Genomic DNA, 22507 nt, shown 5'->3' with positions numbered 1-22507 from the left:
ATAGTACGATTAAAAACCCGCACGCCTTTTATAGAATTGAGTATAAATAAGCAATGATGGTTAAGAGGAGGACGTACGAAAGTTAGAGAAAACAAGGTGACATAGGGAAAGGACGCAATCAAACTAAAAGGAGAAATGGAATATGTCCAATTTTCATTCAATAGTAAGCCGTCGTGATTTCGTTAGGGCTTTGGGTTTGGCGGGAGCCGGCATTGGTACTGCCGCTGCTGCCGCGCCGGTGTTTAAGGACCTTGATGAGGTAATTGCTTCACCGTCTGCAGCAAACAAAAGACCATGGTGGGTAAAAGATAGAGAATTGTATCAACCCACTCTTGAGGTAGATTGGGATATGCTGACTGCACCGGATGGTAGAGCTAGCGGACAGCAGACTGAAACACAGATTCACTACCTTGGAAGTGAAGAGGTAAAACGGCGTTTATCATCGAATATAATGTCTCCTAACGTTGAAGCTGCCATCAATAATACCCCTGGGAAAACTTTGCGAGACCAGGCTTTGGGATTCAGTTCCATTGTACCGATGATGATCCACGGTATATCTTTTATGGGCCCTGGCCTTATTCCTGCCCCGGCAACAACCGGTGTTCCTAAATGGGAGGGTACTCCTGAGGAAAACAGCCGAATGGTACGTAGTGTTCTTACCTTTCTTGGTGCCGGTATGGTTGGTTTTGGCGAAATTTCCAGTCTGGAGAAGGAAAAAGTATTCTACACTTATCATAAACAAGTCCCTAATAAGAGACAGATATTTGAAGATGTAGATATTGGTTACGAAGATGCTGATAAATATGTATTCCCTGATAGGAAGCTTTACAAAATATCTATGTCTTTGCCTATGTCCCGGGAAATGTATCGTACTTCCGACAGATCATCATTGCAGTTTGCAGCCAATGTATCCCGCTATCGCCATTTCAGCATGCTTCAGCCGGCTTTTCAGGAGTTTATCAGAGGTATAGGGTATCATTGCTATGGTTATCCTGTACCACAGGCTGGCCCTATGCCTGCAGCAGTGAGTGCTATTCTTACCGGTCTGGCGGAATCAAGCCGTAATAGCGGGTATTGTATCTCTCCGGACTATGGGCCAGTTTCAGGGTTTTTCACATTTATAACTGACTTGCCGTTAGAACCCACCACGCCTATAGATTCCGGTATCTGGCGCTTTTGCCAAACCTGCAATAAATGTGCTCAAACCTGTCCGACTCAGGTAATCCCTTATGATAAGGAACCGAGTTGGGAATTGCCCTCATTGTATGGGAAACCGGATATTATCCATCCTGCCGGCAAGCGGATGTTCTACGCAAACCATATAGAGTGTTGGATGTACTGTTTTGAAGGCGGGTGTGGCACCTGTATGGCTACATGTACTTTTAATGTAAATGGCGCAGCCATGGTACATGATGTGGTTAAGGCCACACTGTCTACCACTCCACTATTTAACGAATTTCTGTGGAAAGCGGATAAGACCTTTGGTTATGGGGCGAAGTCCGGGGAAGAGAAAGAAGACTGGTGGGATTTATCCCTACCATCGATGGGATGGGATACAACTTCTTTTTCAAAACATGGTGGTTATTAATTAAAGGAGAAATGATAGTTATGTGGTTTTTAATTGGTCTTATTCTTGGAGTCTCATTTCTGGGGCTTATGATGGGATTACGCACTAGGAAAATTTCATTATCCTGGTATGAGTGGGTTATAGGCGTTCTGGGTTTGGGATTGCTTCTTTTTACTATCCAGAATTACTTCGGCAGTCTGGCAGAAGTAGAACCAAAAGCGGCTTATATGTTCTTGTTGGTAACTGGGTTGCCATCTATTATCGTGCTGGCAGTCACCTGGCAGTTAGCTGCTCGAAGGGCAAAGAAAGCCTAGTTCAGGAAATAGTAACACTCATTTAAAGAGGGGGAAGGTTCCTTTCCCCCTCTTTATTTTTAGGAGTTACGGTTACTAAAGAATTTCAGTAAATCTGGATTGACTATCAGGTATTTTGCCTCTGTTAAAGTTTTCACAAGCTCTGTACATTGAATATCTAGTTAAAAATCTGTTCATAAAGACAGTCTTTTCTCCTGATATATTATAGGACTTCCACCACCTCTTTAATTCTTCATAATTTGTATATATTTGACTGTTATCCTCTTTTGGAAAGGTTAAGATATATGCAAAAAACGTTTTTGGACAAAGCACTTTTATTGGTTTGTATGCTGGTTTTATTTGCCGGCCTGATTTCCTGCTCATCCCAGTTGTCAGATACAGATTCGGGCACTACCCGGCAAACTGATATTTTCACCAGCATCAGTCTGGCAGAGACTATCAGTGTTGAGGGTGAGGGCGTAACTGTTGACGGCAGTCAGCTGGTTATCACTTCAGCTGGCACGTACACCCTAAGCGGTGAGCTGGCGGACGGCCGGATAATTGTAGATACCAAAGATGAGGCTGATGTAATAATTATCCTGAACGGGGTAAATATAAGCTGCTCGGCCAGCTCGGCTATTTATATTAAAAGCGCCGCCAATGCCTTTATTACTCTGGCGGAGGGCACTGAAAATTATGTTTCAGATGGGGAGTCTTATTTTTCGGAAGGTTCGGCCGTAGACGAACCTAATGCGGCTATTTTCAGCAAGTCAGACCTGACTATAAACGGTAACGGTTCATTGACTGTAACCGGAAATTACAATAACGGTATTCAAAGCAAAGACGACTTGGAAATAACTGCCGGGACGCTGGTGGTCAAAGCCGTTAATGACGGGATTAAGGGGCGTGATTCGGTAGTTATCCGCCAGGCTTCAGTTATTATTGAGGCCGGGGGGGATGGCATTCAGTCTACCAATGATGAAAATGCCGAAAAGGGATTTGTCTTAATTGAAAGCGGTTATCTGGATATTACAGCTGGCGAAGATGGTGTTCAGGCTGAAACAGACCTGACTGTAAGCGGCGGTGAAATAACAATCTTCTGCGGGGGCGGCAGTGCAAATAGCAGCAGCGTAAATAATAGCAATCCGGCGGGTGGTATGGGGGGCAGTTGGGGGTTCTGGGGGGTGGATGATAATACCGTAGCTTCTGCTGTAACCGGCAGTGCCAAAGGATTAAAAGCCGGCGGCCAGCTGACTATCAGCGGGGGAAATCTGAAGATAGATTCCTCTGATGACTCCCTGCATTCCAACAGCAGCCTGCTTATCGGCGGCGGCAGCCTGATTCTTTCTTCCGGAGATGATGGTATTCATGCTGATACCAGTATTGAAATAAACGCCGGGACAATAAGTATCCTGAAAAGCTACGAGGGTATTGAGAGCGCGGAGATAACCATTAATGGCGGCAGTATCAGCGTAGTTTCCAGTGACGACGGCATAAATGTTGCCGGCGGCAATGACCAATCTTCCATAAATGGCAGACCCGGCCAGAACAGCTTTACTTCCTCAACTGATAACTGGCTGTATATCAACGGCGGTTATCTGGTGATAAATGCTTCGGGAGATGGCATAGATACCAACGGCTCGGCTGCTATGACTGGCGGTATTGTGATTGTAAGCGGTCCTACCGGCAATGATAACGGGGCACTGGATTACATGGGTACGTTTAAAGTCAGCGGGGGGTATCTGCTGGCAGTAGGCAGCTCCGGCATGGCCCAGGCACCGGACAGTTCGTCCAGCCAGTATTCCCTGATGCTTAATTTCAGTACAGTTCAGGCAGCCGGCAGCCTGATCCATATTGAAACCTCCACTGGTGAAGATATACTTACCTATATCTCACCCAAAGCTTATCAGTCTGTAGTTCTCTGTTCGCCCCTGCTAAGTTCCGGTTTAACCTGTCTGGTTTATACCGGCGGATATTCAAGCGGTACGGCCACAGACGGTTTGTACTCCGGCGGGGTTTATACCGGCGGCAGCCAGGTGCTTACGCTGACTATTTCCGGGGTGGTCACTCAGGCAGGTTCGGGCGGCAGCGGGAGTTTTCCCGGTGGCGGCAGCTTCCCTGGCGGCGGGGGACGGCCCTGATACTATCTGTTTTATAGAAAGGCAAACTAAAATATGAGTTTAACTGATAAATCCGGGGTTTCGGCCCTCAGCCGAAGTACCAGGCAGCGTCAAAATATAACCCAGTTTCAGCCCAGGATAGAGCGCAAGTTTTATCTTAGTCCGGCAAAGGTACGCATGGCATATGGCCTGCTTAGGACTGTCGCCCTGCCCCATCCCGGATATGCCTCGGAACAGATAAACAGCCTGTACTACGATACTGCCGGGCTGGATTTATTTGAGCGTTCCATTTCCGGTGATTACCAGAAAGATAAAATCCGTTTGCGGTGGTACGGGGATTCTGTCTGGCCGGAAGCGGACTGCCCTGCCTATCTGGAGCTTAAGATGCGCCGGGGCTTTGAGGGCAGCAAGAAACGGGTAGAGGCGAAATTGAATATCCCCCAGCCCGGCCGGTTACCTGATTCTGAAGGGCTTATTTCCCGAAAACTGCTTTATGATACGTTGGGTGACTTCGGGTGGGATATCAATGCACCGTTATACCCGGTTATAAGTATCAGCTACTGGCGTTACCGCTTCATTGAGGTAAGTACCGGGCTTAGTCTGGCGCTGGATTGCCATATCCGCTCTACGGTAGTAGCCGCCGGGCTGGGTTATAAGGAACACAATCTGGAAATGGAGGGGGGAGTACTGGAAATAAAGGGCAGGGACATGGAGCTGCCTTCCAGTTTAAATCCCCTCCGGATTTTAGATATTGACTGGAGCCGGTTTTCCAAGTATGCCGCCTGTTTGGAAGCCCACCAGCAGAAACCAGGCAGCCAGTCACGTTTATTGCCTTCCGGTTTGTTAGACCAATCTGAATAAATTATAAGGAGACTATTTTTGGACCAGCTATTGGAAAATATTTTGCCCGTGGGTTTTTCACTTGTTTCCGCCGTGGTGACGTACCTGATGTACCAGTATTTTTACGGAAACCGCCATATCGGGGCCGGGGTCCACCGGACATTTATTATCGGCGGGCCGTCTATCACCGTTCTTTTCCTGGGTATCCAGTCTTCAATTCCCCTCTCATTGGGTCTGCTGGGGGCGTTATCCTTTGTGCGTTTCCGCACCCCGGTGAAAGACCCGGCTGAAATAGGTTTTCTGCTGTTACTTATCGCTTCGTCAGTCGGGGCGGCTACCGAAAATTACGTTCTAACCGGTATCCTGTTCGCTGTAGTTTTTATGGCTATGGCTATCCAGCAGGCACTCGGCAAACATTTATCATCTCAAGGCGGAAACCACATCATTATCACTCTGGACCAGTCTGCCTTTCAGGATTCAGAAGATAAACTGAATAATTTTCTGCAGGGCAATCTCAAATACCTTAAGCTTGAAAATATGTCTGCGGTGGAGGGGAAGGTAAACTTGCATTATCAGTACAGGTCATCAGCCGGCTTTGACAGTCTGCGCTTTACCAAAGAACTTCGTGAGCTTGTCCAGCCTGGCCAGATGGAAATATTCCTGAACTAGCTGCAGCTTTTATATAAACTAAATTCATAGGAGGTAAGCCGGGCAAGACACCAAAAAAACTAAACCAGATTATCTGAGGCATACTATAAGGGCCGCATAAAGTTCCTCCAAATACAGCTTTGTGCGGCCCTTATATTTGACCCCGCTCGGCCGTCAGCGTAAAAAGAGATTTCGGCTTAATATTATATTCATATTTGCCCTTTATCATAGGCATATGGGAATTATAGTAGGGTTTATTCTGGTAATTATCGGAGTAGTGCTGAGCATTTTTGCCCTCCGGTATACAGATAACGTACGGGTTGAGGTTCACAAATCTAAACCTAGGTGCCGCTAATGGTCTTATTATTTTATTTTGCTTCACATTATCTTGATAATTTACTACTATAGTAGTAACTATGGTTGCCAGAATACTGATTGTAGAAGATGATGCCAAAACGGTTGAACTGGTCAGGTTGTACCTGGCCAGAGACGGTTACCGGGTTTTGGCTGCTTCTGATGGTATAACCGGGCTGGATATAGCCAGGCAGAATAAGCCCGACCTTATTATTCTGGATATTATGCTGCCGGGTATGAACGGGATTGAAATCTGCCGCCAGTTGAGATTGGAATCCGGCGTGCCGGTTATTATGCTTACTGCTAAAACTCAAGACGATGATAAACTACAGGGTCTGGACACCGGGGCTGATGATTATATTACCAAGCCATTCAGCCCGCGTGAATTGGCGGCCAGAGTCAGGGCTATCTTGCGCCGCTTGCCCGGTATCCGTACGCCGGAGATTATAAAGTGCGGGGAACTTACACTTGATTTTTCCCGTCATCAGGTAACCCTGAATGGGGCTGGAGTAAAACTAACTGCGGTGGAGCTGAAACTTCTGAGAGCTATGGCGGCTGAACCCGGCCGGGTTTTCAGCCGTTCCCAGCTGATAGAGCAGGCTCTGGGCTACGATTTTGACGGCTTTGACCGTACTATTGATGTGCATATAGGTAACCTGCGCAGAAAACTGCGACTTAATAAAACAAACACCTGCTTTATCCAGACCATATACGGGGCAGGTTACCGCTTCGTCTGTGAGTCAGAGATATGATTCATCGCCTTCAGTTTAAGCTGCTGGTATCCTTTGTGGCTGTTATTGCTATAGCTATGGGTATGGTCTTTATCTTTGTAAGCCACAATGCCCAGTCAGAGTTTCAGCAGTTTGGTATGCAATATGATGAGGCGCGTTTCGGTAAGGTGGAATTTGAGCTGAAACACTACTACCTTGAACACGGAGACTGGGAGGGCATTCAGTCACTGGTCGAGCAGTGGGGCAATCTGTATGACCGCCGTATTATCCTGACTGATTACGCTCATCTGGTAGTGGCTGATTCTGAAAACATACTTCAGGGGCAGCTATATACCTCTTACGGGGGAAGGGCATTGTCAGTCAATACCCTGACAGGCGGGTATGACCAGAACTCAGGCAGTCCCTCCGCCGGAGATACTTTAATAGGTACTTTATATATTGATTCAGCAACACCGGCTGGTGCCGAGTTTCCTACTCCTGTCAGCCTTACTCCATCTATTGAGAGGTTTCTTTTGCTGGGAGGTGGACTGGCTCTGGCCATTGCTTTGCTAATATCCTGGTTTCTGTCTCGGCGTATTTTATCCCCCGTTCAGTCAATCATTCAAGCTACCGAAGGGCTTAGCCGTGGAGACCTTTCTCAAAGGGTAATGATTGCCGATAAAGGTGAATTAGGCGCCATGGCCACCGCTTTTAACAGTATGGCCGGTGAGCTGGAGCATTCCCGCGAGGTACAGCATAATATGATTGCTGATATAGCCCATGAACTTAGAACTCCGTTATCCAATATTAATGGCTATCTGGAAGCGGTACAGGATGGGGTGGTGAGGCCTGATCAAGTTACTATAAATACTCTTACAGAGGAAACGCGGCTGCTGTCACGTTTGGTTAATGACCTTCAGGAGTTATCTCTGGCTGAAATAGGTGAGCTGCGCTTGCAGAAAACCCGCAGTGATGTAAAAGAGGTTATTCACCTGTCAATCAGGGCTATACAGAGGCACGCCCGTGCTAAGGGTATCAAATTAAAAGCAGTATTCGGGCAATCTTTGCCGGCTGTTGAGATGGATACCCACCGTATTGGACAGGTACTCAACAATCTGCTTGAAAATGCCGTAACCCATTCGGAAAATGGAGATGCTATTACGGTAAAGGCGGAATATTTATCCGGGTTTGTAGAAATAAGTATTGAGGATACAGGTGAAGGAATACCGGAAACTGAATTGAAATATGTGTTTGACCGTTTTTACCGGGTGGACAAATCACGCTCACGCCATACCGGCGGCAGCGGCTTGGGTTTGAGTATTGTAAAAGGTTTGGTTGAAGCTCACGGCGGAACAATACGGGTAAGCAGTACTGTGGGTAAGGGTACTATTTTTACATTCAAGATACCGGCGTAAGCCGGTTTTTTATTTAATCTGTTCTATTAAAGACCACCAAAGCTGAAATCCCCGAAAGGTTAAATCTGGCGGTGAAATTCAACAGACGAGGTTTAATAATCCAGATACCGTTCTTAATCTTGTTTAGAGTGGGTGATAATATTTGGAGTTAAGACGTACTCCGCCGGACTTTGGCAGTTATCAGGTGAGAATGAGTGTCTGCCAGAACTGAAATTCCCCGTCCGATATTTTATGTTTAAATGCCCTCGTCTTAACAAGCGAGGGCATATTCTTAGCTTTGGTGGAGACGAAAATATATGGTGAATGTATTATTACTAATCGTTAGCGGTAAAAATATCTAGATAATCCCTATATACATAGGATTGGCCATATTTTTTATTCTTGTCTTTAGGGATAAGAATCCCCAGTTCAATAAACCTATTAATGACAATTTGTGCCCCAGCACGAGTATTGAAGCCGGTCCATTTCTGAATTGTTGCTAAATTCACAATCGGTTGTCCATACAGGCGTGGAAGAACACTGCAGGCACTTTCCGCCGCTCTTTTCCCCAGAGTTTGAATTTTAGACATATCTTTTTCGCGTAAGGCCGTAATCTTACCCACTATCTCTATTGACTCACCGGCCATTTCTATAACTCCATCCAGAAAAAAATTAATCCACTCATCCAAGCCACCTTGATGGTAGCCTGTTAGCTTTGAATAATAGATATTTTGATACCTCTTAAAATACGAAGATAAAAATAAGATAGGCTTTTCTAACAAACCTTCTTTCCAAAGATAAAGAGTTATAAGCATTCTGCCAGTTCGGCCATTTCCGTCTAGAAAAGGATGAATGGTTTCAAACTGAGCATGTATAAGGCCAGCCTTGATAACAGAGGGTATATCATCATTTGTGTTAATAAATTTTTCCAAGTCACCCAGGGCAATATGCATTTCATTCACTGGTGGCGGGACGAAGGTCGCATTATCAGGGCGTGTTCCACCAATCCAATTCTGACTGTGGCGGAATTCTCCGGGATCAGCGTATTGGGTTGTACGCGCGTTAAGCATGAGTTCTCTATGTATTTCTCTAAGCAAGCGTAATGAAACTGGGAAGTTATCTTCAGCAACTCTCTTCATGCCATAATTTAATGCACGGATATAGTGTAAAATATCATCTACATCTACCGGAAGTTTGTCAGTAATTTTTATCTCGGCTTCAATGGCATCTACCATAGTAGCCTTGGTTCCTTCTATTTGACTTGATGAAGCAGCATCTTTCCGTAGATACATTAAAATAAAGAAATCCACATCCGGCAGGAGCTGGGTTATACCATCCAGTTTTCCCAGAAGATGAGTAGCCTGGATACTTTTCTTTATGGTAGCTTGTCTGAAGGCAAATCCCTCTGGTGGAGGAAACGGACTTGGTATGAAAGCCTTAAAACCACCGAGTTGTTGGATGTATCTACCTATTTGAATGGTGGGCATGTTTTGAACATCCTCACTTTATATGTATATAAATCTTATATGTTTATATACATTAAGTCAATAGATGTTCATAAACATATAAGATTTAATGTTCAGTAATCACCAAAACAATTTAAACTTTCTCAATGTGTTTAGTAATTTTCACCCATGTATTCCTGATTAATTCTCTCAGGTTGCCATCAGTGTATTCAATAGGGGGTACTCCATTTAGCTGAGCTTCAGTAAATACATCACTGAATGGTAGATATGAAATTATTTTTATTCCCTGATTGCGGCAGTAATCTTCTATTTGTTGGCTATTTCCCGGATTAATATCACATTTATTTAAGCAGACGAGTGATGGAATCTCAAAGTGTTTACAAATGCCAATGACTCTACCCAAGTCATGAATGCCTGAAAGTGTGGGCTCAGTGATTATAATCACTAGGTCTGCCCCGGTTAGTGATGATATAACTGGGCAACCTATACCTGGAGGACCGTCTACTAGAATAAACTCGCAGTCGGCTTTCCGTGCCACCTCACGGGCTGTTTGTCGCAATAAGGAAACCAATTTGCCTGAGTTGCCAGCCCCTGTATCCAATCTGGCATGAAGCATTGGTCCATATCTGGTATCAGATAAAAACCAGCGTCCGCATATTTTGGGTTCCATTTGAATGGCTTGAAGAGGACAAACCATAAAACAGAGTGCACATCCTTCACAGCGGGAAGTGTCTATACGGAAATTGCCAATAGCGTTAAATCTGCACAGGTCTTGACAACGTCCGCATCGGTTGCATACTTGCGGATCTATTACAGCTGTTTGTCCGTATATAAATGGTTGTTCAACCTGAATTTCAGGATGTACCAGGAGATGTAAGTCGGCTGCGTCAACATCACAATCTACCAGCACTGCATTTTCAACAATGGAAGCAAATGAACTAACTAAGCTGGTTTTACCTGTGCCACCTTTACCACTCAGGATAACGATTTCTTTTGCCAAGTTGCCCTCTTATATTTGTAAATAGTGTTTGGAATTCTTTTAGCCAGTTAGGGTCTTCTTCCGCCAGTACCAGCCCCTTAGAATAAAGAGAAGCTATTTTGGCGTCATAGGGAATAGACATCAGAATAGATATATTTTCAGCTCGGCAATATTCATCCATCGGGGTAAATACATTGCCCGTTCGGTTAAGTATTAAACCAAAGGGAATGTCCAGTTTCCTAACTGTTTCTACGGCTAATTTCAGGTCGTTTAATCCGAATGGTGTGGGTTCACTAACCAGGAGGCAGTAATCACTGCCATGGATAGATTCGAAAGCGGGGCAGGAAGTACCCGGTGGACAGTCTATAATGACGACATTGTTGTCTGTTGCCATCGCCTTTACTTTGTGGATTAAAGGGATAGTCTGGTTAGAGCCGATATCAAGTGTGCCTGCGACAAACGATAAATTTCCTGCGTTGCCTGAATCTACTCTGCCGCAACTGTGTGGGACCTCTGTCAGGGCTTTTTGAGGACATAAATATGTACAGGTGCCACATGCGTGGCAGAGTTGAGGAAAGAGATTTATATGCTTTCCCCCGATAACTGATATAGCCCCGAATTGGCACCATCTGGCACAACGGCCACAATAGGTGCACTTATTTTCGTCAACTTGCGGTACAGGAATAGATACAATCGAACTACTTTGAATAACTGGCTTTAGGAAAATATGTACATCAGGCTCCTCTACATCACAGTCAAGCAATTGGGTATTGTATAGTGCCTTCAGTGAGATTGCTAAACTAGTAGATACCAGGGTTTTACCAGTTCCTCCTTTACCGGACGCAACTGATATAATCATTCTGATTTAAAAAGACCCTTACGCCAAAGCATATAACTTAAATATTCTATATTTCTGAGGTAGGTGTACATTCCCCGGTTCCTTTTTGGAAATTTTGCAGGACTGTTTTGATTTGTCCATCTGTGTTAGTAATAATCTTTATTCCCGCGGCATTTAAAACTTCACTGGCATTAGGCCCGCAACTCCCGGTAATTACTGCTTCAACGCCCTGTTCGCAGACTAATTGGGCTGCTTTAATACCTGCTCCGCCATTGCCGGCTATTTCCGAATTATCCAAGGATTCATATTCAAGCGTTTGAGGGTTGGCTATAATAAAGTATTTGCATCGGCCGAATCTCTGGTCAATATAGGCTTCCAGAGTATCTCCGGTTGCTGAGATTGCTATCTTCATTTTTCTCCCTGGCCATTTACTGAAGTAATTTTAAATAAGCGCTACTGATTTTCTATAGACTGTATACGTTCATTTATCCTGCTGATTTCTCGGCTAAGTCTCTCAGCTTCGGCTTTTAACTGGCCAATGTTTTCGTCTTGTGGTATGGCACCGGGATTTACGGGTATCCTCTGTAATCCGGGTTGTTGGCATCTAGGTAGACCGCCCCTCCCGCGACCAATATACGGATAATTAGAACTTAATTCACTAAAGCCCATCCGGGGTTGGTTGTTTAATAAACAATTGCGATGTTGCCTGTAGAACATTTGGGTATCCCCTTTCTCTTTAAAATTTTTATTAGTGTTTGTTTGTTCTGAGATTGCACCTTTGGGACATTTCTTCAGGCATAAATTACACTGGGTGCATATATCCTGATATATATTGGCTATTCCATCTTGAATGTTTATGGCTTCTTGAGGGCAGAGTTTCTGGCAAACGCCGCAGCCATTGCAAAGTTCTTTATTTACTGATAGCAACTTATTACTAGCCTCTTAAAACTTAGTTTCAATCTAATTCCGGCAAAGTCAGAGTTAAGGAAATGAGCATATGCTCATTTCCTTAATGATACCCCCCTGATTAAGGTATGTCAACTAAGGGTCTGCCACTTGGTGTTGGTTGTTTATAGGGGCTGAGATTTGTCAGTTCTACTAAGAGGCCTGAAAGTAGATATGCTTGGCAATTATAAGATTATATTCAATATCATTCTTAACTGCTATTCGCTATTAACGGTTCACGTGGCTTGCCCGGAAAGGCCAAACTATGTCATTAGCTTTATTAAAGATTGGAGAGCGAATGTTTCACCCCCACACGCGTGGGGAATACTTAGTTGTCTTGTTCTGCACTATACAATACACCGGTTCACCCCCACACGCGTGGGGAATACTGACTAGGCGTTATATCTAGATTATCTATCCTCGGTTCACCCCCACACGCGTGGGGAATACTTGTACCAAGTCAGTAACGAAGGGGGAACGCCGGTTCACCCCCACACGCGTGGGGAATACTTCTTTACTCGTGGTAAAAAACCACCTACTAACCGGTTCACCCCCACACGCGTGGGGAATACGTTGCGGTAGTTCCCGACATGGAGAGCGTTATCGGTTCACCCCCACACGCGTGGGGAATACAGTATTTTAAGAATTCAGGAGGAACTTGATGCCGGTTCACCCCCACACGCGTGGGGAATACAATTACACGCTAGAGATTTGACCCTAGACAATCGGTTCACCCCCACACGCGTGGGGAATACTAACAGCAAAATCTATACTGCCGACACGCACGCGGTTCACCCCCACACGCGTGGGGAATACAATGGCATCAATTTCTTCCTGAGTACACATAACGGTTCACCCCCACACGCGTGGGGAATACAGGCATTAACAGACCTACCCTAGCATATATCACGGTTCACCCCCACACGCGTGGGGAATACCTTAAAAGAATAAAGCTAAGCAGAAAATGGGTCATAGTTGATTAGATGTTTGTAGTATCAGAATTTTGCGTTTTGGTAGTGCTAATATTCTTGTCTATTTTTACCAGTGATAGCCCCTCAAAATCAATAAACATTCGTTCCCTCTCACCATATTGGCGGGAAGAAAACCCCTGAGGGTTCTGGTCTGTCCAAATTTGTAGGATAACACCGCTTGCTTTTGTTTTCTTTATCGCCTTGTCCCAGAGTTCATCCCTCACCCTGGCGCTCGGGTTCCCAAGAAAAACTCCCGTCTTCGGTTCCAACAGCCAGCGTGACAATGCGCCCCTCAAACTCGTCGGGACCTTCTCCAATATCATCACTAACACCAAGTACCTCCGCAATATCCGGCAGCAACCTTTCAAGAAGTTTGTATTTATAGAAAGCTTCCCGGCATTCCATTCTTACCTGACGTTCAAGGTCTTCTGGATTGGCTGCCGCAATTTTGAATGCCACAGGGATAGTCAATTCCGTCTTGTATAAATCAGCTATGTCATATACAAAGCTGAGCATTTTACCGGTATGAACAAACCCAAGCGCAGACGAATAACCTGCTGACAGGATAGCAGCATGACAAATACCGTAGAGGCAGGCATTTGCCGCTGAAAGGGCCCGGTTTATGGGATCACCTTTATTCCAATCTTTCTGATCATAATGTCTGCCGTTCCACTCCACCCCATATTCTTGAGATGCCTTGGCATAGGCGCGGCGTACACGAATACCCTCCATGCCGCGGATGCTTTCTAAACTAACAACTGGAGGTATGGTTTCATTAAAGCGGAACCTGTACATCCTCCAAGCCACTTCCAGCCGCTTTTCTTCATCACTTACTAACCGCGCCTGTCGGATAAGTCTACGGGCGCTATACGTACCTCCAATGCTGGCAGCATACAATCTGATTCCATCTTGACCAGTCCAGGCAACTAAACAATTGTTTTGGCTAAGTGACTTAATTGCAGCATGGGTTACCGTTGAACCCGGTCCCAGCATTACTACCCCGAGCTGGTCTATGGGTACTGGCACAACGCAATTCCCCTGATGAAACCCCAAGCCATCTGCATCAACATCCAGCCGTCCCATTTCTAAATAAAGATAGCTCCAGCGGTCTCGGAAGCGAGGAAGTTCATAAAGTGTTCGCATCACTCTTTAATCGGTGCGATTGAAAGCAAGCCGAATCCGAACCCTTTAGCGGAACCAATACCGCTACGGAGAGTAGAATAAAATACATCTACGTCAGTTACTTTCAGGAGACCGTCGAAACGTACAGAGAACATATTTGTGTTATGTCCAGTATTATCTGTGTCAGTCAGTTTATCTTTTACGAATCCTTCATCTAGAGCAATGACATCTATTATTTCAAAACCATTATTCATCCCCTTCTTACGCAACCATTCTACTTGCTCTGTTGTGTTTAATATCCCTTCACGTTTCCCTGTGGATTTCATACGCTTAGTTGGATTAGCCCGCAAACGGAATCTAAATATCTGGTCTAAAGACAGAGCTGGCTTGAATTCTTTGCACTTACATTCCGTAACAAAGCTGGCGTACCCATTAATCCTTGTCCAGAGTGGCTTTTTTTCAGATTGGATAAGGGTCGAAATACTCCCGGTTTGTTCATTTACATCCAGCCGGAATAATACCCTGCCCGGCCCGCCGTCCGCTGCGTCAGGAAAGGCTTTTAATAATGACCTGTGGAGTTCATAAGGGCGTGAAGATTCCGTCAAAGCCCTTTTTGACCTAGAATTTAGTGTTAGAAGGGATAAATACATAACGTCTCCTTTCATGAAAGTTTATTCAGCCGGGACATATTTCACTGTAAACCGGCGAGGTTTAAAATACCGCTTATCAAAGCACCGTGGCCAGTCAAGCTGAGTCCGTTCACCATCCGGTGATTCTAAAAGCACGCGCTTTGCGGGGAATCCGCATAGCAGATTTTCTTCCAAAGAGCCCGGCTTGACTGGATTATGACGTTCAAAAATTGGCGGTGAGGTTAGGGGAAAAGCTTTGCGGCCAAGGAATAATATCCATTTAGGAGATATCAAGGCCTTGGTTATTTCTGCAAGCAGGCTTTGATTTGATGATTCCAATCCAATAGTAAAGGAGGCATCGGTGAGGTAATCGCGAAAAGATATTACTGTATCCTTACCGCTACCATCTGCTTTTATCACATCCAGTGCCGTGTGAAAATCCTGTTCTACCTTGCCGCCTCTGTCAACCCTGACTCCCATCCGAAGTTCATCGAACTTTGAGATATTTTCATTACGGGCAATACCCATTGCTGCACAGATAAGGCCTATTACACCGCTTCGGGTCGGTTCAAGCGCGGTATCACGATAATCAAACCGGCTGCGATACCCCCATGACTGCAGGGGGCCTTCAAGTCTTATTAGCAGTGTATATTTCTCATTCATTTTTCTTCTTCATTCGGTTTCAAAACTTCATTAATAACCTTCTCAACACTTGTCTGGGCGGAATTAGCAAGTCCGTTCAGTCGTTTTTCTTGCTGAAGATGGAAACAGGCGACAGTTTTAATCCCCTGTTCCCCATATAGTTCTTTGGTAGAATCCCAGTGTTTTGTCAAAGCATTTACAGACAACCCTATTAAATCATCATCGCCTCTTTCCGGGCGCACGGGTGTGCTGAAAGCGTTGGCAAGGGATATTGGCACTCCGCCCTGCCTTCTAACAAGCAACCCAAAGGATGGCAGATTTTGGGCTGCGAACGAGTTTTGTTTTCCGGTGGGTATGGAATAGGTCATTGCCTCAAGAAATGACTTTACAACTTTATCTGCTTCCTGATAGTCCTGTATGTCCAGCTCTTGTACCCATGCCCCATTCTTACGCTCAGTCTTGCGCGACAGATTTCTGGCAAGCTGATCACGGTCAACCAGCGCATACCGGTAGTAACAGGCACTATTGAATCCCACAATACCCATCATACTTGCACCAGTTTCCCCTTCAGGATTCAAGTCATCAACCGCAGTATAAAAATCCATCTCCATATCTATTTTGTGGGTGGATATCGGATGGGCAACTTGGCAAGCGGCTTCGACCTGCATATTGTATTTTCCGAATGGAGTATTGTTTTTTAATTCCAGCATACGGCCAAACAAAGCAATATCGGGAGCTTTAACAGCTTCAAACAATATGCGCCCTACTTTATCGCAGGCCTTTTTCTTGGTTTCTTTGTTTCCTTTGGCCAGATCATCCCAGTTATCTTTGAATACATCAATAAGTTTGGCTATAGCCTGTTTATCTATAAAGAGTAATATTTTGGTTGTGTTTTTAGATTCAGAGTCTTCATTACTATTTGTTTCATTGTCTTCCCCTGCGGTTTCGGTCTCTGAACTTTTTGTCTTACCGCTTCTCTTCGCCGGTCGTTCGAGCCCGCCTGCTTCAAATACACCCGCCACTGTCTCAATAGTTTTTGCATCAGGTTCTTCGCCGCTAATACCCTTTGCTATTTCCATAATTAGCTGGCGAGTGCGAATAGCTCCTTTATCCTCGAGAAGTTTCGCCATAAGCCCTTGTAGCCTGATACTACGTTTGCTGCACTGGCTTGAAATTCTGGCACGTCGAAACCCTCCGAATGTGGCACTCTTTGGTTGGCCGGTGTCATCACGGTTGAGATTTGCCGGAGCAAAATTTTGGATAAGGTGGATTTCATACTTTATACCGGAATCACTCATTGTTTTCTTCTCCTATAGTTTGTTTTTTGGTATTTTCATCACTGGAATTAACGCTGAAGAAATCTCTTGCCCATCTAAGTTGGACGTGGCCTTCGGGGCTGTCCCACTGGAGAAGGTCTTGAAATAACTGAAACCAGTCCAGCGGTTGTTCATTCGCCTTTAGCAGGCTTACAGTGTAGCGCAAATGTTTATCCAGATCTTCGTAATGGGCATTGAGCAGTGCAATAAATCTGGTCTCCATGCTTGTGCTTTTTGTACGAAGAGGCTTGAACGCTTTACCCAGTGAATAATTGCCACGATGTTCTGGATAATAACCGAAAAGTGTTGCTATCAAGTAATACCATCGGTCATTGTAATTTTTATCTGGTAGATAAGGCACCACATGCCTGTGAATACGAGCCATCTCATCTGGTCTTTTACCAAGGCCGCTACGGAGGTCAGCAAGAGCACCGCGATCTTCCTGCCCCTTTTTAGCAAGTGAACACAGGTAACCTATAAATAATTTTTGTCTCTCATCAAGGCCCATTATTATAGTTCTCCTTTTCCTTTCTTTTTATTTTTTCTATTGGCTGCCGGTCCAGGTCCAGATCAGAAAAATCAACGGGGACATGAGCGATAGCCTGTATAGCACGTGTGGTAGTACCAAGTGCTGCAATGCTTTCTAAAAAAGCATTCTTTGCCTGATGTTTGATATTTTGTCTCCAGGTTAATCTTGCCATTTGCTTTTCATCAGGTTTCGAATCTCCTGTGTCAGTATCCCAGTCGTTGGGCAGGTTTTCAATCAGTGTCATAAAGTGGTCCTCCATGCGAGACCAGTAGGCAGGGCGGGGGTCTAAAGATTCAATCAGTTTGGCTATATCAGACGGGTCAGGCTGGTGTCCACCAGGTAACTCACAATCAGGTGATAAATATAGCTTAATAACCCTTTGTATGCGGTATTTCAGTACTCCAGCCGCTCTCTCGGCATATGCAAGGCATTTTCCTAGCCGCTCTAGTAAATCAGTATTGTTCAGCAATGCTGCAGGAACAGGCATCCGTTCGTGGCGCCAAAATATGAATTTCCCAGCCTTATTTGGTGCCGTAGCGAGGCCTGCAACGTGAGTAATAAAAATTTTAGAATCGTTTACATCATCGTTGCTTATCGCTTCTTCTGCCATATTGAAACACTCTGGCCTGTGTTCTTTACTTCCGGATTCTGGAATCATCAGGATTGAATGAAAATCTCGCCAGGCAGATTTGTTACTGCTGAAAGCTAATGCTGAGACTCCTTCATCTTTAGATAAGCGATAAACTTTCATTGGATCTATAGCACATTTATCTGCGGAACGACCCTGTGTAAAATACATCTTTGAAATGGTTTGGTTGTCTGGAATTAGCCTCATGAGCCGGCTCTGCCAAGTTAGTTGGTCGACCAACCCAAAAGAACCGAAAACTATTCTATTATTATTTTCTTGTTTGTCCCGATATTTATTCGGGTTTTCTAGTTCCCAAGGAGGAAGCGATATATCCTTAATAGGTGATAAATTTATCATTAAAGTTTTGAATAGGTTTTCTCCTTGGATCCAGATATTCATACCCCTCAATGCAATTGCATCTGATGAATAAGGCAGGGTCTCATTTATTCCGTTTATCTTCGCATTCCCGCTTTTGCCAAAACCCAGCGCAAAAGATTGGCAGGTAACCAGATATCTGGCAGCTTGAGGGGCTGTCCACTCTACTATGATATCATCCCCACCATGGTCAAAGAGGGTAGCATTGTTACCGCTGGCAATTTCTGTTGCCAGGCGATTAGTTGAAATTGGTTTAGCAGTTACAAGCTGACTCATCTGGTAAAAAGGATAACTTTGATCGAGAAGATTAAATTTTTGCTCCCATTTGTACAGATACTCATTTATTCTTGATTGCGCAAAGCTGTGTTTTTGGTATAGGTCTCTCCACTCTTGTATATTATTGGGTCCCTCCAATGCTCGGTACAAAATAGCTAATAGCAATCGGTGGATAGCCACAGTGACGAGCGGTGAATCGTCGCATATTTCGCTTAAATTATGTGACTGAAGCAATACATCTCGGATACTATATTCGCTGATATTTCCATCAGGACTTATGCAGGGAATCCAAGGACCTTCAACCAAATTAAATTCAGCCATTATCCTTACTCTCCTTTTCAATCATAATACCGAGGGTTTCATCTACTGTTAAGATATAATCCCCTATCTTTGCTCGGCTGTTTTCATCAAGACGTATTAAACGGGCATGATTAAGGTGGGTATTATCTCTCCATTCCTTTGGCGTTTGGTAATTACATATTAATTCCTGATAAAGCCCTTTAAGACTTAGCATGACAGAGTGGTCCAGCAGGTCTCTGACTTCGTCAAGAGTAGGTTCGGAAATAATGACAGAGTTAGCCTTTACTATCACCAGCATAATGGGCTGATCACCCTCTCGTGTTGCCGCCCTAAGAGTTTTATGCACTTCAGGATCATCATCATCAAATAACTGGTAATTGAACTGCCTGATAACATCCTCTGAATTATTTGGTGGATTAATTAGTAATCTGGAGGCAGCTTTTTGAGATTCTTGTTGTGTATATGTTAAGTCTCTTTTTGCTTCTTCTAGGGCTTTAAGCCAGTCCGGCTGGCACAGTTCGTTATCTGTGCCATATACTTTCTCTATTAAATTTTCCGTTTCGGCGGGAATCTCAATCTTGTTTTTCCCTCTTAGCACTAGCCATGTTCGGAGAAGTATATAGCGGCTATATATGTGCTCAATATCATCGCCAAATGTATCAGGAGGTGGACCTAACAGGTTTCCCCCGCAAAGAATTGTTAATTGTGGTTTCTCTAAATCTGCCGGACGGGTGCGTAAATGGCGATGAAGCCTCCCTGCTCTCTGGAGGAGTAAGTCGACAGGCCCAATTTCAGAAAACATTAAATCAAAGTCCAAATCCAGGCTTTGTTCTATTACTTGAGTTGCAACCAGTATGGCACGAAAAGGACGGTCAGGATTTATATAAGTTCCATCAGACTGTTTCTTTCCTTTGCCAAATTTACGCAAGACCTCATCTTCACGTTTGCGCCGCCATGCTTGTAATGTGCGGGCATGAAATAACAGGCACTCAGTTTCATTCAAGTTAGTCTTCAGATATCGGAATAATTTGATTGAGCTGTTGACTGTATTGCAAATCACAGCCGCACATCCACCGTGTTCCAGTTTGCGTCTTAATTCTTCAGCTAAAATTTCCGGTTCATTCTTAGAAAAATCCAGAAATATGCAGTGGCTATCTTCGGCAGGTATTTCCTTACAAATTATGGGTGTTTCAGTTTCTTGTGTAATATGATGTCTAGGTTTGGCCAGTGTAATGCGTGGATAGCACTGTTTCTCCAAGCTGTTCTGACCGGAATAGGCATGAATAAGAGCTGTTCTTTTCGTTTTTGGTAGTGTTGCTGATAAAAGAATCACTGTACAATCAACCTCTGCCAGCCAGTGTAAAAGCCTTTCAAGCATGGTACTCATGTATGCATCATAGGCGTGTATTTCATCAAATATAACTACCTTACCTGCAAGCCCGAAAAGCCTGACGAACCAGTGTCTGGTCTGGAGTACGCTCAGCAGGCTTTGGTCGATAGTGCCCACCCCAAACGGGGAAAGCAAAGGCCGTTTCTTTGCGGTGAACCATGACTGAGCTTCGGTATCAGCGTATGTATTATCAGCGCATATATCGGTAATTTTAAAATCAGAGATTTCTCCTTTATGGGCTTCTCCTATTCCGGCAAGCAAGGCATTACCATGAACAAGCTGTAAATTTAGCTTGCCCTTATGTCCGCGCTTTTTTAAGTAATCAAACAGAACCCGTTTGAACATGGCATTGCTGGTTGCCTGAGTTGGCATGGCGATGTAAATACCTCTGGCAAACCCGCGGCAAAGAGCCAGGTCAGCTGCATATAGAGCCGCCTCCGTCTTGCCCTGACCTGTAGGAGCTTCAATGATCATAAGGTAGGGAGAGTCCTGCTCTATTGCCATATGCTCCGTAGACTTCTGTAAATCATTAGGTATAAAATTTGAAAAAACACTGGTAAAAGGTGCTTCTTTAGCAAAGGTAACTTCCGGCATCCAACCTAATTCTCGGAGCGCTTTCCCCGCTCGGTCTTTTGCACTTTCAAAATATTTGTCAGCTATTATGTCAAACTGTTGTCCCGGTTCGGTCAGGCATGGGAAAAAATCCTGATTGGAACCTATCCAGTCTGCAATCGAAATAAGTCCAGCCAGCATTGGAACAATAAATGGGTCTATGATTTGAGGCTTGCATTCGGTATCATCATTAATATCTATTTTCAGTGCCGTTGCTAGTTCTTGTAATAATCCATCCCGCGCAGTTTCCCATTCAATATTTCCAAGAGTGTCACACCCCATACGCAGATCTAGAGGTTGTGGGAAAATACCATGATGACCCCCGGCAATTTGGCCTAATAAATTTGTGAAAAATCGGTTTAATATGCAGGCACTGACGAAGGCATGAGGTCTATGGCAGCTGTTTAATGACATTGGTAGTTCTATCAATTTGGATAGTTGCGGTGCTTGTTGTTGGAATCCCGGACAGGCCTTGCCAATGTCATGTCCACCTGCAAGAAATAAGGTTATGGTTCGCGCTTCGCTGCCTATTATATGGCCTATTCGCCTGCGCTGGTCTTCACTTAAAAGTTCCCATAAATAGGTGGCAACTGCTGCTACATCAAGCATATGGTAGAGCAGTGGATGATAGTGAAGATCACCATCTCTTCCAGTCTTTGCCCATAATTTCAAGTTAGGACCATTTACCATGATAATTACCTTCATCCGGTTTATTGGTCTGATACTTACGGACTGGATACCAAGTAAAAAACACTTTTCTGCTTCCCTAACCCAATAGGCCGTGGGCATGATTATTTACCCAGTCTGTATGCAGTTCATTCCACTCCCTGGAATACAAGCCAAGCTTAGCGGCTTGCCTGGGGTGCACCAGCGGCAAGACCTTGATACTTATATCGGGGTGGGATATCTGGTGTAACTTCCCGTAAGTTTCCTTATCCTGCCCGAAATCCGCCAGTTTTTCCCGTTTCTCTGCGTCAAAATGTGAAAGGAACCATTTTATCGGTTCATCACCCAGGGTTATTAAAACCTCTGCTTTTGATTCTTTTATTTCATCCAGAATACTTTGCCTGCGCTGGTTATCTGCCAGTGCTTTAGGTTTTTCCTGGAAATTTGAAGGGGTTAAACTATAATTTTTCTCAGCATTTTTGATAGCTTTAGCCTGTTTAGTATTCTTACAGCTGTGCGGAACAAGGTCACATAGCCAGGCATCTTTTCGCTCTAGTTTAAGAGGTGCAATAAAATATTCATCCAGCGCTCTGCCTGACGGCCCGTTAAATCTCTCACCGGCAGAAATTAAGCTGCCTGCGCCTTGGGGTACAGGTATTTTACTGATTATGGTTTCGGCATTCTCCCCTCGCCAGAAAATATACGGTTCACTGGCTACTGCCAGTGCGTTTATTAGTACTTTGCCATTGGCATCCAGCCATTTGGCATGAACAGCGCTGGCATATACACCCAGGACAAAGACTTTCTTGGGGGTGCGGTCTTCCTGCGTAAGGGTTTTTATTGGTTGTCCGAAGGGAAATAAAGGGTTATCCATGGCCTTATTCTCCTTTTTATGAA

General features: G+C 44.6%; 21 protein-coding genes and 1 CRISPR repeat array. Of the genes, 7 read left to right on the top strand and 14 right to left on the bottom strand.

Going from position 1 to position 22507, the window contains the following annotated elements; genetic code table 11:
• Window positions 1-142: 142 nt before the first annotated feature.
• From ASJ33_RS08015 to ASJ33_RS07980, 7 genes are all read left to right on the top strand, one after another.
• Window positions 143-1588 (top strand): reductive dehalogenase, encoded by a 1446-nt coding sequence (locus ASJ33_RS08015; RefSeq protein WP_072555823.1) that lies wholly within the window; start codon window positions 143-145, stop codon window positions 1586-1588.
• Window positions 1589-1608: 20 nt separating this feature from the next.
• Window positions 1609-1881: a dehalogenase gene (locus ASJ33_RS08010; RefSeq protein WP_072555821.1), complete on the top strand. Its 273-nt coding sequence runs from the start codon at window positions 1609-1611 to the stop codon at window positions 1879-1881.
• A 284-nt stretch (window positions 1882-2165) separates the two neighbouring features.
• Window positions 2166-4001 (top strand): carbohydrate-binding domain-containing protein, encoded by a 1836-nt coding sequence (locus ASJ33_RS08005; RefSeq protein ID WP_072555819.1) that lies wholly within the window; start codon window positions 2166-2168, stop codon window positions 3999-4001.
• Between the two features lie 33 nt (window positions 4002-4034).
• Complete coding sequence (locus ASJ33_RS08000; RefSeq protein ID WP_072555817.1) at window positions 4035-4841, top strand: VTC domain-containing protein; 807 nt, start codon at window positions 4035-4037, stop codon at window positions 4839-4841.
• An 18-nt stretch (window positions 4842-4859) separates the two neighbouring features.
• Window positions 4860-5489, top strand: coding sequence for a DUF4956 domain-containing protein (locus tag ASJ33_RS07995; RefSeq protein WP_072555815.1), 630 nt, complete (start codon window positions 4860-4862; stop codon window positions 5487-5489).
• Window positions 5490-5884: 395 nt separating this feature from the next.
• Window positions 5885-6574, top strand: coding sequence for a response regulator transcription factor (locus tag ASJ33_RS07985; RefSeq protein WP_072555811.1), 690 nt, complete (start codon window positions 5885-5887; stop codon window positions 6572-6574).
• Window positions 6571-7947 (top strand): ATP-binding protein, encoded by a 1377-nt coding sequence (locus ASJ33_RS07980; protein ID WP_072555809.1) that lies wholly within the window; start codon window positions 6571-6573, stop codon window positions 7945-7947. Before ASJ33_RS07985 ends, ASJ33_RS07980 begins: the two co-directional genes overlap by 4 nt.
• Before the next feature lie 314 nt (window positions 7948-8261).
• Here ASJ33_RS07980 and ASJ33_RS07975 read toward each other — a convergent pair whose 3' ends face one another.
• The 14 genes from ASJ33_RS07975 to ASJ33_RS08590 all read right to left on the bottom strand — a co-directional run bounded on the left by ASJ33_RS07975 (window position 8262) and on the right by ASJ33_RS08590 (window position 22484).
• On the bottom strand, window positions 8262-9413 hold the full coding sequence (locus ASJ33_RS07975; RefSeq protein ID WP_072555807.1) for a Fic family protein: 1152 nt from the start codon (window positions 9411-9413) through the stop codon (window positions 8262-8264).
• A gap of 112 nt (window positions 9414-9525) precedes the next feature.
• A complete protein-coding gene (locus ASJ33_RS07970) occupies window positions 9526-10392 on the bottom strand; it encodes an ATP-binding protein (protein WP_046961417.1) in 867 nt (288 codons plus the stop codon).
• Entirely contained in the window at window positions 10361-11230 is an 870-nt protein-coding gene (locus ASJ33_RS07965) for an ATP-binding protein (RefSeq protein ID WP_046961416.1), read from the bottom strand. Before ASJ33_RS07965 ends, ASJ33_RS07970 begins: the two co-directional genes overlap by 32 nt.
• Window positions 11231-11276: 46 nt before the next feature.
• The gene (locus ASJ33_RS07960) at window positions 11277-11621 is read right to left on the bottom strand and encodes a NifB/NifX family molybdenum-iron cluster-binding protein (RefSeq protein ID WP_046961415.1); all 345 of its coding nucleotides are present in this window, start codon (window positions 11619-11621) and stop codon (window positions 11277-11279) included.
• Between the two features lie 41 nt (window positions 11622-11662).
• The gene (locus tag ASJ33_RS08685; RefSeq protein WP_052753405.1) at window positions 11663-12136 is read right to left on the bottom strand and encodes a DUF362 domain-containing protein; all 474 of its coding nucleotides are present in this window, start codon (window positions 12134-12136) and stop codon (window positions 11663-11665) included.
• A 317-nt stretch (window positions 12137-12453) separates the two neighbouring features.
• Window positions 12454-13092: direct repeats of the CRISPR family, unit length 29 nt; unit sequence CGGTTCACCCCCACACGCGTGGGGAATAC.
• Window positions 13093-13133: 41 nt separating this feature from the next.
• Window positions 13134-13448, bottom strand: a complete 315-nt coding sequence (gene cas2e, locus ASJ33_RS07950; protein WP_072555805.1) for a type I-E CRISPR-associated endoribonuclease Cas2e — start codon at window positions 13446-13448, stop codon at window positions 13134-13136.
• A complete protein-coding gene (cas1e, locus tag ASJ33_RS07945) occupies window positions 13339-14268 on the bottom strand; it encodes a type I-E CRISPR-associated endonuclease Cas1e (protein ID WP_072555803.1) in 930 nt (309 codons plus the stop codon). The genes cas2e and cas1e overlap by 110 nt, the downstream gene beginning before the upstream one ends.
• A complete protein-coding gene (cas6e, locus tag ASJ33_RS07940) occupies window positions 14268-14897 on the bottom strand; it encodes a type I-E CRISPR-associated protein Cas6/Cse3/CasE (protein ID WP_046961413.1) in 630 nt (209 codons plus the stop codon). The genes cas1e and cas6e overlap by 1 nt, the downstream gene beginning before the upstream one ends.
• 21 nt (window positions 14898-14918) lie before the next feature.
• Window positions 14919-15539 (bottom strand): type I-E CRISPR-associated protein Cas5/CasD, encoded by a 621-nt coding sequence (gene cas5e / locus ASJ33_RS07935; protein ID WP_046961412.1) that lies wholly within the window; start codon window positions 15537-15539, stop codon window positions 14919-14921.
• Window positions 15536-16816, bottom strand: coding sequence for a type I-E CRISPR-associated protein Cas7/Cse4/CasC (cas7e, locus tag ASJ33_RS07930; protein ID WP_046961411.1), 1281 nt, complete (start codon window positions 16814-16816; stop codon window positions 15536-15538). The genes cas5e and cas7e overlap by 4 nt, the downstream gene beginning before the upstream one ends.
• Complete coding sequence (gene casB / locus ASJ33_RS07925; RefSeq protein WP_046961410.1) at window positions 16809-17342, bottom strand: type I-E CRISPR-associated protein Cse2/CasB; 534 nt, start codon at window positions 17340-17342, stop codon at window positions 16809-16811. The genes cas7e and casB overlap by 8 nt, the downstream gene beginning before the upstream one ends.
• Window positions 17332-18963, bottom strand: coding sequence for a type I-E CRISPR-associated protein Cse1/CasA (casA, locus tag ASJ33_RS07920; protein WP_046961409.1), 1632 nt, complete (start codon window positions 18961-18963; stop codon window positions 17332-17334). The genes casB and casA overlap by 11 nt, the downstream gene beginning before the upstream one ends.
• Complete coding sequence (locus ASJ33_RS07915; RefSeq protein WP_046961576.1) at window positions 18956-21634, bottom strand: CRISPR-associated helicase/endonuclease Cas3; 2679 nt, start codon at window positions 21632-21634, stop codon at window positions 18956-18958. The genes casA and ASJ33_RS07915 overlap by 8 nt, the downstream gene beginning before the upstream one ends.
• Window positions 21635-21710: 76 nt before the next feature.
• A complete protein-coding gene (locus tag ASJ33_RS08590) occupies window positions 21711-22484 on the bottom strand; it encodes a uracil-DNA glycosylase family protein (protein WP_081372244.1) in 774 nt (257 codons plus the stop codon).
• Window positions 22485-22507 lie beyond the last annotated feature (23 nt).

It is taken from the genome of Dehalococcoides mccartyi (assembly GCF_001889305.1).
GTDB lineage: Bacteria > Chloroflexota > Dehalococcoidia > Dehalococcoidales > Dehalococcoidaceae > Dehalococcoides > Dehalococcoides mccartyi_A.
This window is presented reverse-complemented; position numbering and strand designations above follow the sequence as displayed.